Genomic DNA, 16,577 nt, shown 5'->3' on the forward strand with positions numbered 1-16,577 from the left:
GCCGACGATGTTTTAAGATTATTCAGAAAACGGAGAGCAAAAGGGCCTGACCCTTTTGCAAATCCCTTTGCAAACAAGAAGTTAGGAGCTGTCTATGAAGTTACAGAATATGTTTAAGAAGACGAGCAGAAAAGGTTATATTTCGTTAAAGGAATCCAGACCGGAGGTACCGGAGGGACTGCTTCGGAAATGTAATAAGTGTGGGGCCGCGATTATTACGGAGGATGTAAAGAATGGATATTACATCTGTCCGAAATGCCATGGATATTTCCGGGTCCACGCATACAGAAGGATTGAGATGCTTGCGGATGAAGGGTCTTTTGAAGAATGGGACCGCGGCCTTACAACAAGGAATCCTCTTGATTTCAAGGGATACGAGGAGAAAATCCAGGCTTTAAAGGAAAAGACGAACCTGGAGGAGGCAATCGTCACAGGGAAGATTCAAATTGACGGCAACCCGGCTGTGATCGGTGTCTGCGACGGGCGCTTCTTGATGGCCAGCATGGGCGAGGCTGTAGGGGAGAAGATTGCCCGGGCAGTGGAGCGCGCAACAAAGGAAAAACTGCCTGTGATCATCTTTGCATGTTCAGGCGGAGCCAGAATGCAGGAGGGAATCGTCTCTTTGATGCAGATGGCAAAGACCTCCGCAGCCTTGAAACGCCATAGTGACGCAGGACAGCTCTATGTCTCTGTTTTGACAGACCCGACCACAGGTGGTGTGACGGCGAGTTTTGCCATGCTGGGAGATATCATCCTGGCGGAGCCGAATGCACTGATTGGATTTGCCGGACCGCGCGTGATTGAGCAGACCATAGGCGAAAAGCTGCCGAAAGGCTTCCAGCGCTCCGAGTTCCTGCTTGAGCATGGCTTTATCGATAAGATTGTAGAACGTGAAAACATGAAAGAAGAATTGTCCCGGATTCTTTCTCTTCACAAGATGGATGGAAGCAGATGTGAGATGTCCAAAGAGGCACACGTACAAGAGGAAGCTGTGGTGGAGAACCATCAGGAGCAGATTCATAAGCACCGCAGTTCCTGGGACCGGGTACAGGTATCCAGAAGAAAAGACCGTCCGGTAGGGGTAGATTACATCGATGCTTTATTCGAGGGATTTATGGAATTCCATGGGGACCGCTGCTTTAAGGACGATCAGGCGATTATCGGAGGAATTGCTTACTTTAAAGGAATGCCGGTTACCGTGATTGCCCAGGCGAAGGGAAACACGACCAAAGAGAATATCGAACGCAATTTTGGAATGCCTTCCCCGGATGGCTACAGAAAGGCTCTGCGTCTGATGAAACAGGCGGAGAAATTCAACCGTCCGGTCATTTGTTTTGTCGATACCCCGGGAGCATTCTGCGGCCTGGAAGCGGAGGAACGCGGACAGGGAGAGGCAATCGCCAGAAATCTGTTCGAGATGTCCGGTTTGAGAGTGCCTGTCCTTTCCATTGTAATTGGAGAAGGCGGGAGCGGCGGTGCCCTGGCAATGGCGGTCGCAGATGAGGTGTGGATGCTGGAGAACTCCATCTATTCTATTCTTTCCCCGGAAGGCTTTGCGAGCATTCTGTGGAAAGACAGCAAACGTGCAAGTGAGGCGGCAGAGGTAATGCGTTTGACAGCCGCAGATCTACTGGAATTAAAAGTGATTGAAAAGGTCATTCCCGAGCCCGCATCTTATACCCACGAAAACCTGTCAGAGGTCTGTGCGGCATTGAGCGGGCAGATCAGCTGTTTTCTGGAGGCGTACACACAACTCTCTAAAGAGGAGCTGACAGATAAGCGGTATGAGCGCTTTAGAAGGATGTAGAAGAAAAGAGAGGTAGCATTATGAATGCACTTAAAATAGGGGAAAAAACAGCGAAAATCCCTTTGATACAGGGAGGAATGGGAGTCGGCATCAGCCTTGGGAGCCTTGCCGGAAACGTAGCAAAAGAAGGCGGCATCGGTATCATTTCCACTGCTCAGATTGGCTTTCGGGAGCCAGATTTTGACCAGCATCCATCTGCGGCAAATATCCGGGCCATATCAAAAGAGATGGAAAAGGCAAGGGCCATTTCTCCGGGCGGCATCATTGGATATAACATCATGGTAGCTTTGCGGGACTATAAGCAGCATGTGGAGGCAGCCGTTTCGGCAGGAGCAGACATCATCATCTCCGGGGCGGGGCTTCCGACAGAATTGCCGGGACTTGTCAAAGACAGTAGTGTGAAGATCGCTCCAATCGTCTCCACGGAAAAGTCGGCTAAAGTCATCTTAAAATACTGGGGCAAAAAGTATCACAGAACTGCGGATCTGGTCGTGATCGAGGGGCCAAAGGCAGGAGGACATCTGGGATTTAAGAAGGAAGAGCTGGAGACCTATACCGAAGAGGTATATGAAGAGGAGATTAAAAAGATTATTGCGGTCGTACGTTCTTACGCAGAGGAATATCAGACAGAGATTCCGGTGGTGCTCGCAGGAGGTATCTATGACCAGGAAGATGTTAAGAAGGCGTTTTCTCTGGGCGTGGACGGTGTCCAGGTGGCGACCAGATTTGTGACGACAGTGGAATGTGATGCACATATCCGCTACAAAGAAGCATATCTGAATGCTAAAAAGGATGACATCGTGATCGTGAAGAGCCCGGTTGGAATGCCGGGTCGTGCAATCTTGAATCCATTTATGAAACGTGTTATGCTAGGAGAGAAGATTGCGCACACCCCATGCCACGGGTGTCTGGCGAGATGTAATCCGGCAGAGATTCCGTACTGCATCACAGACAGCCTGGTGCATGCTGCGTTAGGTGAGGTGGATGATGCATTATTATTCTGCGGAGCCGAAGCATATAGAGCGGAACATATGGAGACAGTAAAAGAAGTGATGGATTCCCTGTTTGGGCTAACATCGTAATCTGACATCAGAAAAGGAATCCGGAAAGGAGCACAGCATCTGTGAATGCACACGAGACAATCAACGATATCCTCGTACATCTGTTTAACGAAATCTGGGAATTGGAGGAAGATGCGATTATAACGGATGAGTATAAAGATATCAGCAACAATGATATGCATATCATAGAGGCCGTTGGACTGGGCGATGACAGCACTATGTCCGTGGTAGCCAAGAAGCTCGGCATCACTGCCGGGTCTCTTACCACGTCTGTGAACAGCCTAGTCAATAAGAAGTATATCATCCGTGAGAGAAGTGAGACTGACAGACGTGTAGTCTATATCCGTCTGACCGAGAAGGGGCGCAGGGCCTATCGGCATCATGAAGATTTTCACATGCAGATGACAGATGCGGTGATTCAGAATCTGGACGAGACAGAGATTCCGGTTCTTTTAAAAACACTGGAGAGCCTTTCAAAATTTTTCCGCGGATACAAAGCAGAAGAATGACAATGGAAACTTTTTTTGACGTTTCCGGGAAAATGAGGTACAATACACCTTGTAGCAAAATTAATGTTTATGTTGAAGTCTAAATACTTGAGTGTGTTTTGGCAGGAGGGAGCAAGTATGGCAACAAAGAAAACAACAACGAAAACAACGAAGAAACCAGTAACCGCAGTAGAGACTCCGGTAGCAAAGGCTGAAGAAAAAGCAGCAGAGACTCCGGTAAAAGTAGAGGCAGTAAAAACAGAACCAGTGAAGGCGGAACCGAAGAAGACAGAGCCTGTGAAGGCAGAGCCTGCAAAGACAGAAGCAGTTAAGGCTGAATCAGTTGACAAGGATACGGTCAAGAAAGTACAGGTTAAGACAGAAGCCATCGAGACAAAGGCGGGCAAGGCAAAAGCGATTGAGACGAAGAAGGATACCACCAAGGCCATCGAGACAAGAGCCGCAGTTTTAAAAGATCCTGAACCTGCAAAAGAAGAAAAGCCGGCAGCTAAGAGAGCAGCCAGAAAGACAACGGCGAAGACAACAACAGCAAAGACTACAGCGGCAAAAACGACAGCAAAGAGAACGACAAAGAAGGCAGAAGTAAGCACCGAATTATTCCTGCAGTTTGCCGGAAGAGAGTATACTCAGAAGGAGATTCTCCAGAAGGTCAAAGATGTATGGACAAAAGAGTTAAAAAACAAAGTCGGCGACATGAAAGACGTCAAGATTTACTTAAAGCCAGAAGAATTTGCTGCATATTATGTAATTAATGGAGACACAACAGGGAAAGTAGACTTATAATAAAATTCATGATACATAATCATAAGACTCCGAATGCGGGATGAGATTGAAATTTCATTCCGGCATTCGGGGTTTTTTCTATATTAAACTACCATTTAGAAAAGGAACCGAGGCGGGCTTTTTGGCAGAGTACATGGCAATCCTCTGCAGAATGTGATAAAATTGCAGATAGGACAAACGCCGTCAGGCAATCCTGGCAGCGGAAAGAATCAGTGATGGAGGAAAGAGGGAATAAGATGACGAGAATAGAACAGCAGATTCAATTTATCAGAGAGATCGACAAAGTGAAGAATATTTATCGTCAGACCTATTTGGCTGACGGAGAGAGGAAGGAAAATGATGCCGAACACTCCTGGCATATCGCACTGATGGCAATGCTCCTTAAGGAATATGTGCCCGGTGTGGATGTGATGAAGGTGATGGTCATGGTCTTGATTCACGATCTGGTCGAAATTGATGCGGGAGATACCTATGCGTATGATTCCCGGGGAGCGGAGACGAAGCGTGCCAGGGAGGTTCAGGCTGCGGATCGGATCTTCGGACTGCTTCCAAAGGATCAGGGAGAGTACTTCCGAGAATTATGGGAAGAATTCGAATCCTATGAGACAAAAGAAGCTAAATATGCACATCTTTTGGATAACTTCCAGCCTCTCCTCTTAAACGATGCAAGCGGTGGAAAAAGCTGGGCAGAGCACGGTGTGAAGAAGTCCCAGATTTATAAGAGGAATGAGAAAATCGAGGAGACATCCGAGGATGTATGGGAATTTATGAAGAATATTGTGCAGAAACATATTGAAAAAGGAAACATTATCGATGAATAGAATGTAGGATCAGGAGGTAGCAGGATGTATGAAAAGGAAGTTGACCAGCTGCAGAAAATCATAGATGAAAGCAACAAGATTGTTTTCTTTGGCGGTGCCGGAGTTTCAACAGAGAGTAATATCCCGGATTTCAGAAGTGCGGACGGCATCTATCATCAGGCATACAAGTATTCGCCGGAACAGGTCGTCAGTCACAGTTTTTTCATGCTGTATACAGAAGCCTTTTACGACTTTTATAGAGAAAAGATGATGATATTGGATGCAAAGTCCAACCCGGCCCATCAAAAGCTGGCCGAGCTGGAACAGGCTGGAAAGCTCAAAGCAGTCATTACACAGAATATTGATGGACTGCATCAGGCAGCAGGAAGTCAGAAGGTATATGAGCTTCATGGGAGCATCCATCGTAATTATTGTATGGAGTGCGGCAGATTCTATGACGCGAAGTATGTGAAGGAATCAAAAGGAATCCCGCGCTGTGAATGTGGCGGCATTATTAAGCCGGATGTGGTCCTGTATGAGGAAGGTCTGGATGCTCAGACGATTCAGGGTGCCGTCAAGGCAATTACAGAAGCGGATACGCTGATTATCGGAGGCACATCCCTGGTCGTATACCCGGCGGCAGGATTTATTGATTATTTCAGAGGAAGACATCTGGTTGTCATCAATAAATCGCAGACAGCAAAAGCTGTCAGAGCAGAGCTCAATATCTCTGCCCCGATCGGTGAGATACTGGGACAGATTCAGGTAAGATAATTAAGAATATTTGTTTTGACAGAGAAGGAGGAAAAAAGATGGATTTACTGGAGGTTATGAAGAACCGGCGCAGTATTAGAAAGTATACGAAGGAGTCTATTGGAGAGGAGAAGCTTTTGAAGATTCTTCAGGCGGGAATGCTGTCAGCGTCCAGCCGAAACAGGCGTCCATGGGATTTTATCGTAGTAGAGGAGAAGGAGACTTTGGAGAAAATGTCAAAAGCCAGGGCTGCAGGAGCGAAGATGCTGGAAGGAGCGGCCTGTGCCATCGTGGTGACAGCAGACCCTGAGGTGACGGATGTATGGACAGAGGATTGCTCCATTGCTCTTGCCAATATGCATTTGATGGCATCCTCCCTGGGTGTGGGGAGCTGCTGGATACAAGGGCGGTTAAGGGAAGCAGAGAATGGGCAGTCTACTGAAGAATATCTCCGTTCACTTTTACGTTTCCCTGAAAATTATAAGCTTGAGGCAATTCTGTCATTGGGGATGCCAGCAGAAGAATTAACGCCGCATCGTCTCGAAGAGCTGCCGACGGGGAAAATACACAGAGAGCATTTTTAAGAATAAAATAAAAAGGACGTATGCCCTGTCAGTGAGAGTATCTATGATGATACTACACATACAGAGCAGCGTCCTTTTTTATTATAACAATAAAAACTCCTGGGGATGCGCACTTCGCACATGTTTAATCTCTTGCCCACCGCCCGGAAGCGCCGCATGGGAGCACCAGTCCGTTTGAGCTTACCGGAAGTCCAATCTCCTGAGAATCTACACTTCCCTTCCAATCCTTTAATTCGGTAGAAATCATATACGTCAGAACTGCCGGGGCTAATCCTGTTGTATAGGAATTGATGAGAAAGAAAATTGCATCTTTGGAAAGAATCTGCGTACAAAGCTTGATCAGAGGATGAATCATATCCTCAATCTTCCAGATTTCTCCTTTCGGTCCTCTTCCATAAGAAGGCGGGTCCATGATGATGGCATCATAGGTATTGCCTCTGCGAATCTCCCGCTCCACAAACTTTACACAGTCATCCACCAGCCAGCGGATCGGAGCATCTTTCAGCCCGGATGATGCAGCATTCTCCTTTGCCCAGTTGACCATCCCCTTGGAAGCATCCACATGGGTCACCTGTGCACCCGCAGCCGCTGCTGCTAAAGTAGCGCCGCCTGTATAGGCGAACAGGTTAAGCACCTTGACAGGACGTCCAGCGTCTCGAATCTTCTTGGAGAACCAGTCCCAGTTCACGGCCTGCTCCGGGAAAAGCCCGGTATGTTTGAAGTTGAACGGCTTTAAGTTAAAGGTGAGGCTGCCGTAGTGAATCTGCCATTGATGAGGGAGGTCAAAAAATTCCCATTCTCCGCCGCCTTTTTTGCTGCGGTGGTAGTGTCCGTTGGGATTCTTCCATCCCCGATGTGTCTTAGGAGTATCCCAGATGACTTGCGGGTCGGGGCGAATCAGGAGATAGTCTCCCCAGCGCTCCAATTTTTCACCGTTCGAACAATCTATGACTTCATAATCTTTCCAGTTATCAGCTATCCACATAATTTTTCTAATCCTTTCTTGAGAAAACTGCCTGTCTGAAACGAACAGAAGGCGGAAAACTACACATATCATCTCATAAATATCCACATTTTTCAACATACTTTTCCTGATTCAGCCCTTTGGGCTTGATTTCCCATTCGGATGAATCATTACGGAATTTTATAGAAAAGAGGTTTACCTGACGGCAAGGTAGTGATAGAATATGTCTATAAGTGTAAAAAGAAGGGAGATTGTAACATGATCACAGTAAATGCAATGGGAGATGCCTGCCCGATTCCAGTCATCAAGGCAAAGAAAGCTCTTCAGGAACTTCAGGGACCAGAAGTTGTGGAGGTATTAGTGGACAATGAGATCGCCGTACAGAATGTAACGAAGATGGCATCCAGTACAGGAGGAGATGTGACCTCAGAAAAAATCAGTGAGAGGGAATTTAAAGTGATCATTAGAACAGACCGTGTAATGCCGAGAACAGAAGTAAAGGAAGAGGAAGTGGTATGTCATCCCGATCGAAGGAGTGATACGGTGGTCGTCATCGCTTCAGACCGTATGGGGGAAGGTAATGACGCACTCGGTGCTGTACTGATCAAAGGCTTTCTCTTTGCAGTGTCACAGCTCGATGAACTGCCGAAGGCAATCCTTTTCTATAATGGCGGCGCTAAGCTGACATGTGAAGGCTCAGATTCGCTTGAAGACCTAAAGACCATGGAGGCACAGGGTGTTGAGATCATGACATGCGGGACTTGTCTGGATTACTATGGATTGAAGGAAAAGCTGCAGGTCGGATCAGTGACGAATATGTATAGTATTGTGGAAACGATGGATCAGGCAGGAAAGATCATACGTCCATAAGAAGATATAGAAATTAGAGAAGAACAATTCAGATTAAGAAGGAGAAGACTGGTTATGATAAAAGGGAAAGATGTACGCCTTACCCAGATGGCGAAGACGGCCGGATGAGCAGCGAAGATAGGTCCTGAGACCCTTGCCCAGGTACTGGGCAAGCTGCCAAAATTTGAGGATGAGAATCTCATTGTGGGGATTGAGACATCCGATGATGCCGCCATCTATAAGGTAACAGATGATATCGCAATGATCCAGACGGTAGATTTTTTCACACCGATCGTGGATGATCCGTATACATTTGGACAGATTGCGGCAGCCAACTCCTTGAGCGATGTGTATGCCATGGGGGGGGAACCAAAGATTGCTTTGAATATTGTAGGTTTTCCGAACTGTCTGGACCCGGAGATTTTGGGAGAGATTTTAAAAGGCGGTGCGGATAAGGTGAAAGAAGCAGGTGCTGTCCTGGTAGGCGGGCATTCTGTTCAAGATGATGAACCGAAGTATGGATTGTGCGTATCCGGGTTCGTACATCCTGATAAGATTTTTAAGAATTATGGCTGTAAGCCAGGGGATGTGCTGATTCTAACAAAGCAGATCGGTACTGGAATCGTGAATACGGCAGTAAAGGCCGAGATGGCGTCAAAGGAGGCCTCAAAGGAGGCAATCACGGTCATGGCGTCCCTGAATAAGAAGGCGAAGCAGGCAGTCGAGACATTCCCTGTGAATGCATGTACAGATATTACCGGATTCGGACTGCTGGGGCATTGCGCAGAGATGGCAGAAGCCAGTGAAGTGACTCTGGAGATCCAGGTACAGGATGTGGCATATCTCAAGGAAGCAGCGGATTATGCCAGGATGGGACTTGTGCCGGCAGGCGCTTATAAGAACCGTGAACACAGCGGCCATATGGTCGATGCAGGAGAGGTAGAAGAATTTTATCTGGATCTTTTATATGATCCGCAGACTTCCGGTGGGCTCTTATTGAGTGTACCGAAGGAATATTGTGATGACATGCTAGCATGTCTGAAAGAAAAGCAGCTTGATACAAAGGTGTCCGTTATAGGACGTGTCCTGGAGAAGCAGGAGAAGTATATCCTTCTTCGTTAACAGGCAGCAGATAAACTTTTTGGGGGAAAAGGAGACGGTTATGAATAAGAACCTCTTATTCCGCAGAATTCCTAAAGTGGATGTTCTGATGGAAAACGACTTGATAAAAGAAATGATAGAAACCTACAGCTACGACAGCGTTCTGGAGGCTGTCCGTACGGAGCAGGAAAAGCTGAGGGGCTATATCGCCTCCTGTGAGGATGAAAAGAAAGCAGAAGAACAGATTGATACTCTACTTGACCGGGTGGAGCTTACGCTTGCGGATATGTACAGACCGAATGTGACCCGCGTCATTAACGGGACAGGTACAATCCTGCATACGAATCTGGGGCGTGCACCTCTTGGGAGAAAGCATCTGGAGCATATTACTTATATTGCCAGTGGCTATTCCAATCTGGAATATGACTTGGAAGCAGGCAGAAGAGGGGAGCGTTACTCCCACTTTGAGGAAGTATTATGCAAGATAACGGGTGCCGAGGCCGCCATGGCGGTGAACAACAATGCCGCAGCCGTGATGTTGATCCTAAGTTCTATGGCAAAAGGCGGAGAGGCTGTCGTTTCCAGAGGGGAACTGGTCGAGGTTGGCGGAAAGTTCCGCATCCCGGACGTGATGGAGCAGAGCGGTGCCCTCTTAAGAGAAGTAGGGACGACCAATAAGACCCATATCTCTGACTATGAAGAGGCAGTTACTGAGGATACAAAGGTGTTCATGAAGGTACACACCAGCAATTACCGAATCGTGGGCTTCATGGAGACGGTTCCAATTGCAGAGCTGGTATCTTTAAAGGAAAAGTACGATATCCCTGTCATTGAGGACTTAGGGAGCGGTGTGCTGATCGACCTGAGCAAATACGGCCTGACTTATGAGCCGACGGTGCAGGATTCCATCAAAAATGGTGCCGATGTCGTATGTTTTAGTGGAGACAAGCTGCTGGGCGGGCCGCAGGCAGGTATCATTGTCGGTAAGAAGAAGTATATCGACCTGATGAAGAAGAATCAGCTCACCCGTGCGTTACGTATTGACAAGTTCACAGCATCGGCGCTGGAAGTGGTGCTGCGGGAATATTTATCAGAAGAAAAGGCGATTCAGAACATTCCGGCACTTCGGATGATTACGAGGAAAGCAGAAGAAGTCGAACTGGATGCAAAGAAGTTCCGCCGCATGCTGAAAAGAGCAGATTTGAAAGCGGAGATCGAGATCGAGCACTGCGAATCCCAGATTGGCGGAGGTTCCCTGCCGCTTGAGCGCCTTCCAAGCACCGCAGTGACAATCAAGCCGACTGAGATTACGACATCTGAACTGGAGACGCGGCTGCGTCATCTCCCGGTCCCAGTCATCGGACGGACGGTCAATGATAAAATATTGCTGGATATGCGGACCTATGATCCGCAGTTTATGAATTACTTAGCAAAAATCTTAAAGGAGCTGGATGTTCTGGAAGAGAAAGGAAATGGATATGAAGCATATTATTATCGGAACAGCAGGCCATATTGATCATGGTAAGACAACGCTGATCAAGGCTCTGACCGGGCGCAATACGGACCGCTGGGAGGAAGAGCAGCGCAGAGGAATTACGATCGACCTTGGTTTCACCTATTTTGATTTAAAGAACGGGAACCGCGCAGGGATTATCGATGTGCCCGGCCATGAAAAGTTCATTAATAATATGGTTGCCGGAGTCGTAGGGATGGATCTTGTTCTGTTGGTCGTTGCTGCGGATGAGGGAATCATGCCGCAGACGAGAGAACATATGGATATCCTGGAAATGTTGGGAGTACAGAAGAGTATTCTCGTACTGAATAAATGCGATCTTGTAGATGAAGAATGGCTGGAGCTGGTGGAGGAAGAGATTAAGGAGGAGCTGGAGGGCACCTTCCTCGAGCATGCGCCTGTAGCGAAGGTGTCGGCAGCGACAGGACAGGGAATACCAGAGCTGATTGATCTGATTGAACGCCTGACTGAGGAAGAGGTGGAAGAAAAGGATACCCATACAATTCCAAGACTTCCGGTGGACAGAGTTTTTTCTTTGTCAGGATTCGGGACCATTGTGACCGGTACATTGGTAAGCGGAACGATTTCCAAGGAAGATACTTTGGAAATGTTCCCCAACGGACAGGAATGTAAGATTCGTAATATCCAGGTTCACGGACAGGATGTGGAGCGGTGCTATGCCGGACAGCGTGTAGCAATCAATATTTCGAATATGAAGAAGAGGGAGCTGAAAAGAGGTTGTGTCCTTGCACCTCCGGGAAGTATGACAGATTCCAGGCTCATGGATGTTAAACTGGATATGCTGGATTCTACCATGCGTTTCCTGACGAACAATGCAAGGCTTCATTTTTTCAGTGGAACGAGTGAAGTTCTCTGCCGTGCTGTCTTGTTAGGTGATGAGGAGCTGGGGCCTGGTGACAGCGGATATGTGCAGCTTCGAATGGAGGAAGACGTAGCATTTCGGCGTGGGGATCGTTTCGTTGTCCGTTTCTATTCACCCATGGAGACTATTGGAGGCGGTGTGATTCTGGAGCCAAATGCCGTGAAGAAGAAACGTTTTTCAAAAGAAGTACTGGAAAGTCTAAAGCAGAAAGAGTCAGGAACGGCCGAGGATGTCATTGAGCTCCACGCGAAGGACTATGCTGAGACGATGGCCGCGGTTTCTGAGCTCGCCAAGCTGACTGCTCTGACCAAAGAGGAGATAGAAGAAGCGGTCGGGAATCTGGCATCACAGGGAATTGTCTGTGTCTTTCCGTTGAAAAAAGATACGTATATCTGGCATACAGCAGATGAACGTGTCTATAGGGAGAAGATTACAGCGGCTCTGTCACAGTATGTAAAAAAATATCCATATCGCTATGGGATGCCAAAGGCAGAGGTACACAGTACCTTTATGAAGCGTGTAAAACCAAATGTTTTCGATCAATATATCGAATTTCTGGAGAGGGAAGGTATCATTTCCCGGCATGAGGAGTTCTTAGCTCCACAGGGGTATGAAATCGTCAAGGATGAGGTTTATGAAAAGGTGAGAAGGAAGCTTTTAAGCGCCATCAAACCGGCTAAATTTGATTTCGTCAGGCTTGCGGAGATCAGCTTCGTTGATGCACCTGCCCAGTCTGTCGAGGACATCATCCTTTTGCTCGCTGACAGTGGTGAAATCGTAAAAGTGACAGATGGAATGTACACTCTGGGGGCCTACATGGAAGAGGCAAAAGAGAAGATTATAGAAAAGCTAAAGGCAGACGGTAAAATCACGATTGCTGAGATTCGGGACATGTTTAAGACGAGCAGAAAGAGCGCAAAGCCAATCCTGGAATATATGGACAGCATTAAAATTACCCGGAAGACAGGCGGAGAAAGTGAGAGGGTATCGAATCTATGAATCTGAAACAGTTAGAGGCGTTCGTGGCAGTCTCGGAGGATGGCAGTTTTTCGAAGGCGGCAAAGGCACTTTTCTTAACACAGCCTACAGTCAGTGCCCACATTTCATCACTGGAGAAGGAACTGGGGGTGCGCCTGTTCGTACGTAATACCAAAGAGGTCCATCTATCGGAGGATGGACAGACTCTTTACGGATATGCAAAGCAGATGATCGTCCTTCAAAGAAAGATTGAGACAGCATTTGACCAGACCCGTAAAGAAGGCAGTCACTGCATTCATATTGCGGCATCCAGTGTGCCGTCTCAGTATCTGCTTCCGCAGATTTTGGCATGCTTCCGTGAAAAGTATCCGCGCGAGCAGTTCAAGATCATGGAGACAGACAGTGCTAAAGTAGTAGAACAGGTCGTGAATGGAAATGTGGACATTGGATTCACAGGTACGGTCCTGGAAAAGAAATATTGTCAGTATATTCCTTTCTATCAGGATGAGCTGGTCGTGATCACGCCCAATTCGGAGAAATTCAGGGTTTTGAAGGAACAGGGCGGTGATGAGCCTGAGGTAGAGAAGGTATGGATTAAGAATGAACCCCTCATCCTGCGTGAGGAGGGATCCGGGACCAGAAAAGAGGCAGAGAAGCTTTTAAAAAAGATGGGGATTCATGTGGACGAGCTAAAACTAGTGGCCAGCATGGAGAATCAGGAGACCATCAAGCGTTCCGTGAGCCGCGGCGTGGGGATTTCTATTATCTCTCGTCTGGCTGCGGCAGATGAAATTAAGGAGGGAAAGATACTAAGTTTCTCTCTTGCAGGGGAGGAAGGCAAACGAGACATTAACGTAGTATACAATAAGAACTTTCAGTTGTCTTCATTGTCAGAAAAATTCCTGCGTGTTGTGGATAAAGTATATCCTCATGAATAAGAGAAATGCTGGAAATATTTTATATGGAAAAAGAGGAGGATTGTTATAGATAACATCTATAACAATCCTTATTTATGCAAGTTTTCGATTAGACTCACAGGAAATGTGAGGGTATACTGGATATGTATGGAAATGGGAGGAAAAAGCTATGATTTACATGGATAATGCGGCAACAACAATGCAAAAACCAAAGGAAGTGGCAGAAGCAGTGGTTCAGGCGATGAATTCACTTGGAAATGCAGGAAGAGGTGCAACAGAAGCTTCGTTAAGTGCATCCAGAGTGATCTTTGATACCAGAGAGAGACTGAGCCGCCTTTTTCATGCTGAAAACCCAAAGCAGATTGCATTTACGGCAAATTCTACGGAAAGTCTGAATATAGCGATCAAAGGAATCCTGAATCCGGGAGACCACGTGGTCACGACTGTTCTGGAACATAATTCCGTACTTCGCCCCTTATTCGAGTGTCGGGAAAAAGGTATGGAACTGACGATTCTGCCATGCGATTGTAAAGGGAATATTTCCTATGAGGAGATGGAGAAGGCCATTCAGGAGAATACACGTGCCATTATCTGTACCCATGGTTCTAATCTGACGGGGAATATGATCGATCTTGTCAGAGTAGGGGAGATTGCAAAGGCGCATGGGCTGTTATTTGTTGTGGATGCATCCCAGACAGCAGGAGTTTTTCCAATCGATGTTCAGCAGATGCAGATAGACATCCTGTGTTTTACCGGGCATAAAGGACTGCTCGGACCTCAAGGGACCGGCGGGCTGTATGTCAAAGAGGGGGTTAAGGTACGCCCTCTGCTGAGCGGCGGCAGCGGAGTCGATACATATAATCCGCATCACCCGGAGGAAATGCCGACAGCGTTGGAGGCTGGGACTCTGAATGGACATGGAATTGCCGGGCTCAATGCAGCTCTTCAATATCTGGAGAGGACAGGCATTGATACGATCCGGGAAAAAGAAGCTTCCCTGATGCGTCAGTTTTACAAGGGAATCACCCAGATCGACGGAGTTACGGTATATGGAGACTTTGAGGCTGAGAAAAGATGTGCGATCGTGACGTTTAACATTGGAGATTACGACTCTTCCGAGGTGAGCGATGAATTATTCATGAATTATGGGATTTCCACCAGACCAGGAGCACACTGCGCACCGCTGATGCACAAGTCATTGGGGACAGAGGCGCAGGGCGCTGTAAGGTTCAGCTTCTCACATTTCAATACAGAAGAAGAGGTAGAGTTTGCAATTAAGGCAGTGAGAGAATTAGCAGCAGACTAGGAGGGAAACAAACATGAATTTATCAGATTCAAAGAAAAAATTAGCAATCGCGGGCGTGATATGCGGACTTGTTGCAGCGTGTCTTGCATATTTCGGAAACCCTGCGAACATGGCATTTTGTATTGCCTGCTTTATCCGTGATACGGCAGGAGCACTGGGAATGCATCAGGCAGAAGTAGTTCAGTACGCAAGACCTGAGATTATCGGGCTTGTATTAGGTGCCTTTATTATTTCAGCAGCAACAAAGGAGTATCGTTCGACAGCAGGCTCATCACCTATGATCCGTTTCATCCTCGGAATGGTCATCATGATCGGTTCACTGGTATTCCTTGGATGTCCTCTGCGTATGGTCATCAGAATGTCAGCCGGTGACCTGAATGCATGGGTGGCTCTGATTGGATTTATCCTCGGAGTAGGAACAGGTGTATTTGCTTTAAAGAATGGTTTCAGTCTTGGAAGAGCACATATTACCAATAAGACGAGCGGCGTGGTACTGCCTGCATTGATGCTGGGCGTATTGGTGCTTTCTACGGCAACGACTCTGCTGAAAGCAAGTGAAGCCGGACCGGGAAGTCTTCATGCACCAATTATCATGTCCTTGATCGGCGGCCTGATCTTCGGTGCAGTTGCACAGAAGTCCAGAATGTGCTTCGCAGGAGGTATCCGTGACGTGATGCTGATGAAGAATTTCGATTTATTGACTGTAATCGGCGGATTATTTGTTGTAATGCTGATTTTCAATATTGCGACAGGAAAATTCGTTCTTGGATTCAATACTCCTGGAATTATTGCACATTCTGAGCATTTATGGAATATTTTGGGAATGTATGCAGTAGGTTTTGCAGCAGTCCTGGCAGGCGGATGTCCGTTAAGACAACTGATTCTGGCAGGCCAGGGATCTTCTGATTCTGCAGTGACCGTACTGGGAATGTTCGCAGGTGCAGCAGCATGTCATAACTTTGGCCTTGCAGCAAGCGGAACTGCTATGAACGCAGAGACTCAGGAAATTGTTGCGGGTGCAGTACCGCTCAACGGAAAAGTAGCAGTAATCATCTGTATTGCGGTATGTTTCCTGATCGCATTCACAAATAAGCGCGAAAAAGCTTAGCCGTCCATACTATTTCATAGGGGGAGTCCATGAAGGTACTGCCTGTTTGGACACCCTTTTGTAAAAGGGTCAGACCCCTATGAAGACCCTCTCATAAAAAATGAGTTGAAGTATTGAATATAAAGTAGTATTCTATGAAAGAAGGTAAAATAATATGAAGGAAGTAGATGCAAGAGGTCTTTCCTGTCCGGAACCGCTGATGCTGACTGCAGCAGCGTTAAAAGGTGCGAATGAAGCGGTCAAAGTACTTGTTACAGAGCCGCACCAGAAGATGAATGTAGAGAAGTATGCCAAGGATCATGGCAAGAAGACAACATCTTCCGAGATTGAGGATGGATTCGCTGTCATCATTGAATAAGGTAAGATGAGAAAAAAAGAGTTAAAATTAGTAGTAACATTTCATACAACAGCAGATGCAATGGCAATGGAGAAGGCTTGTAAGGGAAAACAGGTTCCGGGGAGGCTTATACCGGTGCCGAGGTCTTTATCCGCCGGATGTGGGCTGTCCTGGTGTTCTGATTTGGAGGAACGTGAGGTAGTCAGCAAAGCAATGGAGAATGCAGGTATTGAGGCAGAAGCCATGCAGGAATGTCTGGTGTAAGACAGGAGATTTAAATCAGACGGACATGCTGTTATGATCAGAAAGAAAAACGGAGGAAGT

17 protein-coding genes are annotated in these 16,577 nt (G+C 47.1%); 16 read left to right on the forward strand and 1 reads right to left on the reverse strand.

The genetic code is table 11. From position 1 onward, the window contains the following. The first annotated feature begins 94 nt into the window (after positions 1-94). The 7 genes from HGO97_RS00865 (at position 95) to HGO97_RS00895 (ending at position 6,297) form a co-directional block, all read left to right on the forward strand. Complete coding sequence (locus tag HGO97_RS00865) at positions 95-1,807, forward strand: acetyl-CoA carboxylase carboxyltransferase subunit alpha (RefSeq protein WP_216238529.1); 1,713 nt, start codon at positions 95-97, stop codon at positions 1,805-1,807. A 20-nt stretch (positions 1,808-1,827) separates the two neighbouring features. Next, the gene (locus HGO97_RS00870; RefSeq protein WP_216238531.1) at positions 1,828-2,889 is read left to right on the forward strand and encodes an NAD(P)H-dependent flavin oxidoreductase; all 1,062 of its coding nucleotides are present in this window, start codon (positions 1,828-1,830) and stop codon (positions 2,887-2,889) included. A gap of 41 nt (positions 2,890-2,930) precedes the next feature. Next, the gene (locus tag HGO97_RS00875) at positions 2,931-3,377 is read left to right on the forward strand and encodes a MarR family winged helix-turn-helix transcriptional regulator (RefSeq protein WP_216238532.1); all 447 of its coding nucleotides are present in this window, start codon (positions 2,931-2,933) and stop codon (positions 3,375-3,377) included. Between the two features lie 117 nt (positions 3,378-3,494). Next, entirely contained in the window at positions 3,495-4,160 is a 666-nt protein-coding gene (locus HGO97_RS00880) for a DUF6465 family protein (RefSeq protein WP_216238533.1), read from the forward strand. Between the two features lie 236 nt (positions 4,161-4,396). Then, positions 4,397-4,981, forward strand: a complete 585-nt coding sequence (locus tag HGO97_RS00885; RefSeq protein WP_216238534.1) for an HD domain-containing protein — start codon at positions 4,397-4,399, stop codon at positions 4,979-4,981. Between the two features lie 24 nt (positions 4,982-5,005). Next, positions 5,006-5,734: an NAD-dependent protein deacylase gene (locus HGO97_RS00890; protein ID WP_216238535.1), complete on the forward strand. Its 729-nt coding sequence runs from the start codon at positions 5,006-5,008 to the stop codon at positions 5,732-5,734. Between the two features lie 38 nt (positions 5,735-5,772). Continuing rightward, a complete protein-coding gene (locus HGO97_RS00895) occupies positions 5,773-6,297 on the forward strand; it encodes a nitroreductase family protein (RefSeq protein WP_216238536.1) in 525 nt (174 codons plus the stop codon). 124 nt (positions 6,298-6,421) lie between these two features. Here HGO97_RS00895 and HGO97_RS00900 read toward each other — a convergent pair whose 3' ends face one another. Beyond that, positions 6,422-7,282, reverse strand: coding sequence for a class I SAM-dependent methyltransferase (locus tag HGO97_RS00900; RefSeq protein WP_216238537.1), 861 nt, complete (start codon positions 7,280-7,282; stop codon positions 6,422-6,424). 237 nt (positions 7,283-7,519) lie between these two features. Between HGO97_RS00900 and yedF the strand changes: the two genes are divergently transcribed. From yedF to HGO97_RS00945, 9 genes are all read left to right on the forward strand, one after another. Further along, complete coding sequence (gene yedF, locus HGO97_RS00905; protein WP_216238539.1) at positions 7,520-8,131, forward strand: sulfurtransferase-like selenium metabolism protein YedF; 612 nt, start codon at positions 7,520-7,522, stop codon at positions 8,129-8,131. Positions 8,132-8,185: 54 nt separating this feature from the next. Beyond that, the gene (gene selD / locus HGO97_RS00910) at positions 8,186-9,232 is read left to right on the forward strand and encodes a selenide, water dikinase SelD (RefSeq protein WP_216238540.1); all 1,047 of its coding nucleotides are present in this window, start codon (positions 8,186-8,188) and stop codon (positions 9,230-9,232) included. Between the two features lie 40 nt (positions 9,233-9,272). Next, positions 9,273-10,727 carry an L-seryl-tRNA(Sec) selenium transferase gene (gene selA, locus HGO97_RS00915; protein ID WP_216238542.1) on the forward strand — a complete coding sequence of 485 codons (1,455 nt, stop codon included), beginning with the start codon at positions 9,273-9,275 and terminating at the stop codon, positions 10,725-10,727. After that, a complete protein-coding gene (gene selB / locus HGO97_RS00920) occupies positions 10,690-12,606 on the forward strand; it encodes a selenocysteine-specific translation elongation factor (RefSeq protein ID WP_216238544.1) in 1,917 nt (638 codons plus the stop codon). The genes selA and selB overlap by 38 nt, the downstream gene beginning before the upstream one ends. Then, a complete protein-coding gene (locus HGO97_RS00925) occupies positions 12,603-13,523 on the forward strand; it encodes a selenium metabolism-associated LysR family transcriptional regulator (RefSeq protein WP_216238547.1) in 921 nt (306 codons plus the stop codon). Before selB ends, HGO97_RS00925 begins: the two co-directional genes overlap by 4 nt. Before the next feature lie 148 nt (positions 13,524-13,671). Further along, positions 13,672-14,808 carry an aminotransferase class V-fold PLP-dependent enzyme gene (locus tag HGO97_RS00930; RefSeq protein WP_216238549.1) on the forward strand — a complete coding sequence of 379 codons (1,137 nt, stop codon included), beginning with the start codon at positions 13,672-13,674 and terminating at the stop codon, positions 14,806-14,808. 13 nt (positions 14,809-14,821) lie between these two features. Continuing rightward, positions 14,822-15,916: a YedE family putative selenium transporter gene (gene yedE, locus HGO97_RS00935; protein WP_216238551.1), complete on the forward strand. Its 1,095-nt coding sequence runs from the start codon at positions 14,822-14,824 to the stop codon at positions 15,914-15,916. Positions 15,917-16,070: 154 nt separating this feature from the next. Then, complete coding sequence (locus tag HGO97_RS00940; RefSeq protein WP_216238553.1) at positions 16,071-16,274, forward strand: sulfurtransferase TusA family protein; 204 nt, start codon at positions 16,071-16,073, stop codon at positions 16,272-16,274. Positions 16,275-16,280: 6 nt separating this feature from the next. Beyond that, positions 16,281-16,517, forward strand: coding sequence for a DUF3343 domain-containing protein (locus HGO97_RS00945; RefSeq protein ID WP_216238554.1), 237 nt, complete (start codon positions 16,281-16,283; stop codon positions 16,515-16,517). The last annotated feature ends 60 nt before the right edge of the window (positions 16,518-16,577 follow it).

The sequence above is a fragment of the Faecalicatena faecalis genome, assembly GCF_012524165.2.
GTDB classification, from domain to species: domain Bacteria; phylum Bacillota; class Clostridia; order Lachnospirales; family Lachnospiraceae; genus Faecalicatena_A; species Faecalicatena_A faecalis.

Coding starts and splice junctions, on each gene's coding strand:
- HGO97_RS00865 (WP_216238529.1), top strand. CDS start 95: ATGAAGTTACAGAATATGTTTAAGAAGACGAGCAGAAAAGGTTATATT.
- HGO97_RS00870 (WP_216238531.1), top strand. CDS start 1,828: ATGAATGCACTTAAAATAGGGGAAAAAACAGCGAAAATCCCTTTGATA.
- HGO97_RS00880 (WP_216238533.1), top strand. CDS start 3,495: ATGGCAACAAAGAAAACAACAACGAAAACAACGAAGAAACCAGTAACC.
- HGO97_RS00885 (WP_216238534.1), top strand. CDS start 4,397: ATGACGAGAATAGAACAGCAGATTCAATTTATCAGAGAGATCGACAAA.
- HGO97_RS00890 (WP_216238535.1), top strand. CDS start 5,006: ATGTATGAAAAGGAAGTTGACCAGCTGCAGAAAATCATAGATGAAAGC.
- HGO97_RS00895 (WP_216238536.1), top strand. CDS start 5,773: ATGGATTTACTGGAGGTTATGAAGAACCGGCGCAGTATTAGAAAGTAT.
- HGO97_RS00900 (WP_216238537.1), bottom strand. CDS start 7,282: ATGTGGATAGCTGATAACTGGAAAGATTATGAAGTCATAGATTGTTCG.
- yedF (WP_216238539.1), top strand. CDS start 7,520: ATGATCACAGTAAATGCAATGGGAGATGCCTGCCCGATTCCAGTCATC.
- selA (WP_216238542.1), top strand. CDS start 9,273: ATGAATAAGAACCTCTTATTCCGCAGAATTCCTAAAGTGGATGTTCTG.
- selB (WP_216238544.1), top strand. CDS start 10,690: ATGAAGCATATTATTATCGGAACAGCAGGCCATATTGATCATGGTAAG.
- HGO97_RS00925 (WP_216238547.1), top strand. CDS start 12,603: ATGAATCTGAAACAGTTAGAGGCGTTCGTGGCAGTCTCGGAGGATGGC.
- HGO97_RS00930 (WP_216238549.1), top strand. CDS start 13,672: ATGATTTACATGGATAATGCGGCAACAACAATGCAAAAACCAAAGGAA.
- yedE (WP_216238551.1), top strand. CDS start 14,822: ATGAATTTATCAGATTCAAAGAAAAAATTAGCAATCGCGGGCGTGATA.
- HGO97_RS00940 (WP_216238553.1), top strand. CDS start 16,071: ATGAAGGAAGTAGATGCAAGAGGTCTTTCCTGTCCGGAACCGCTGATG.
- HGO97_RS00945 (WP_216238554.1), top strand. CDS start 16,281: ATGAGAAAAAAAGAGTTAAAATTAGTAGTAACATTTCATACAACAGCA.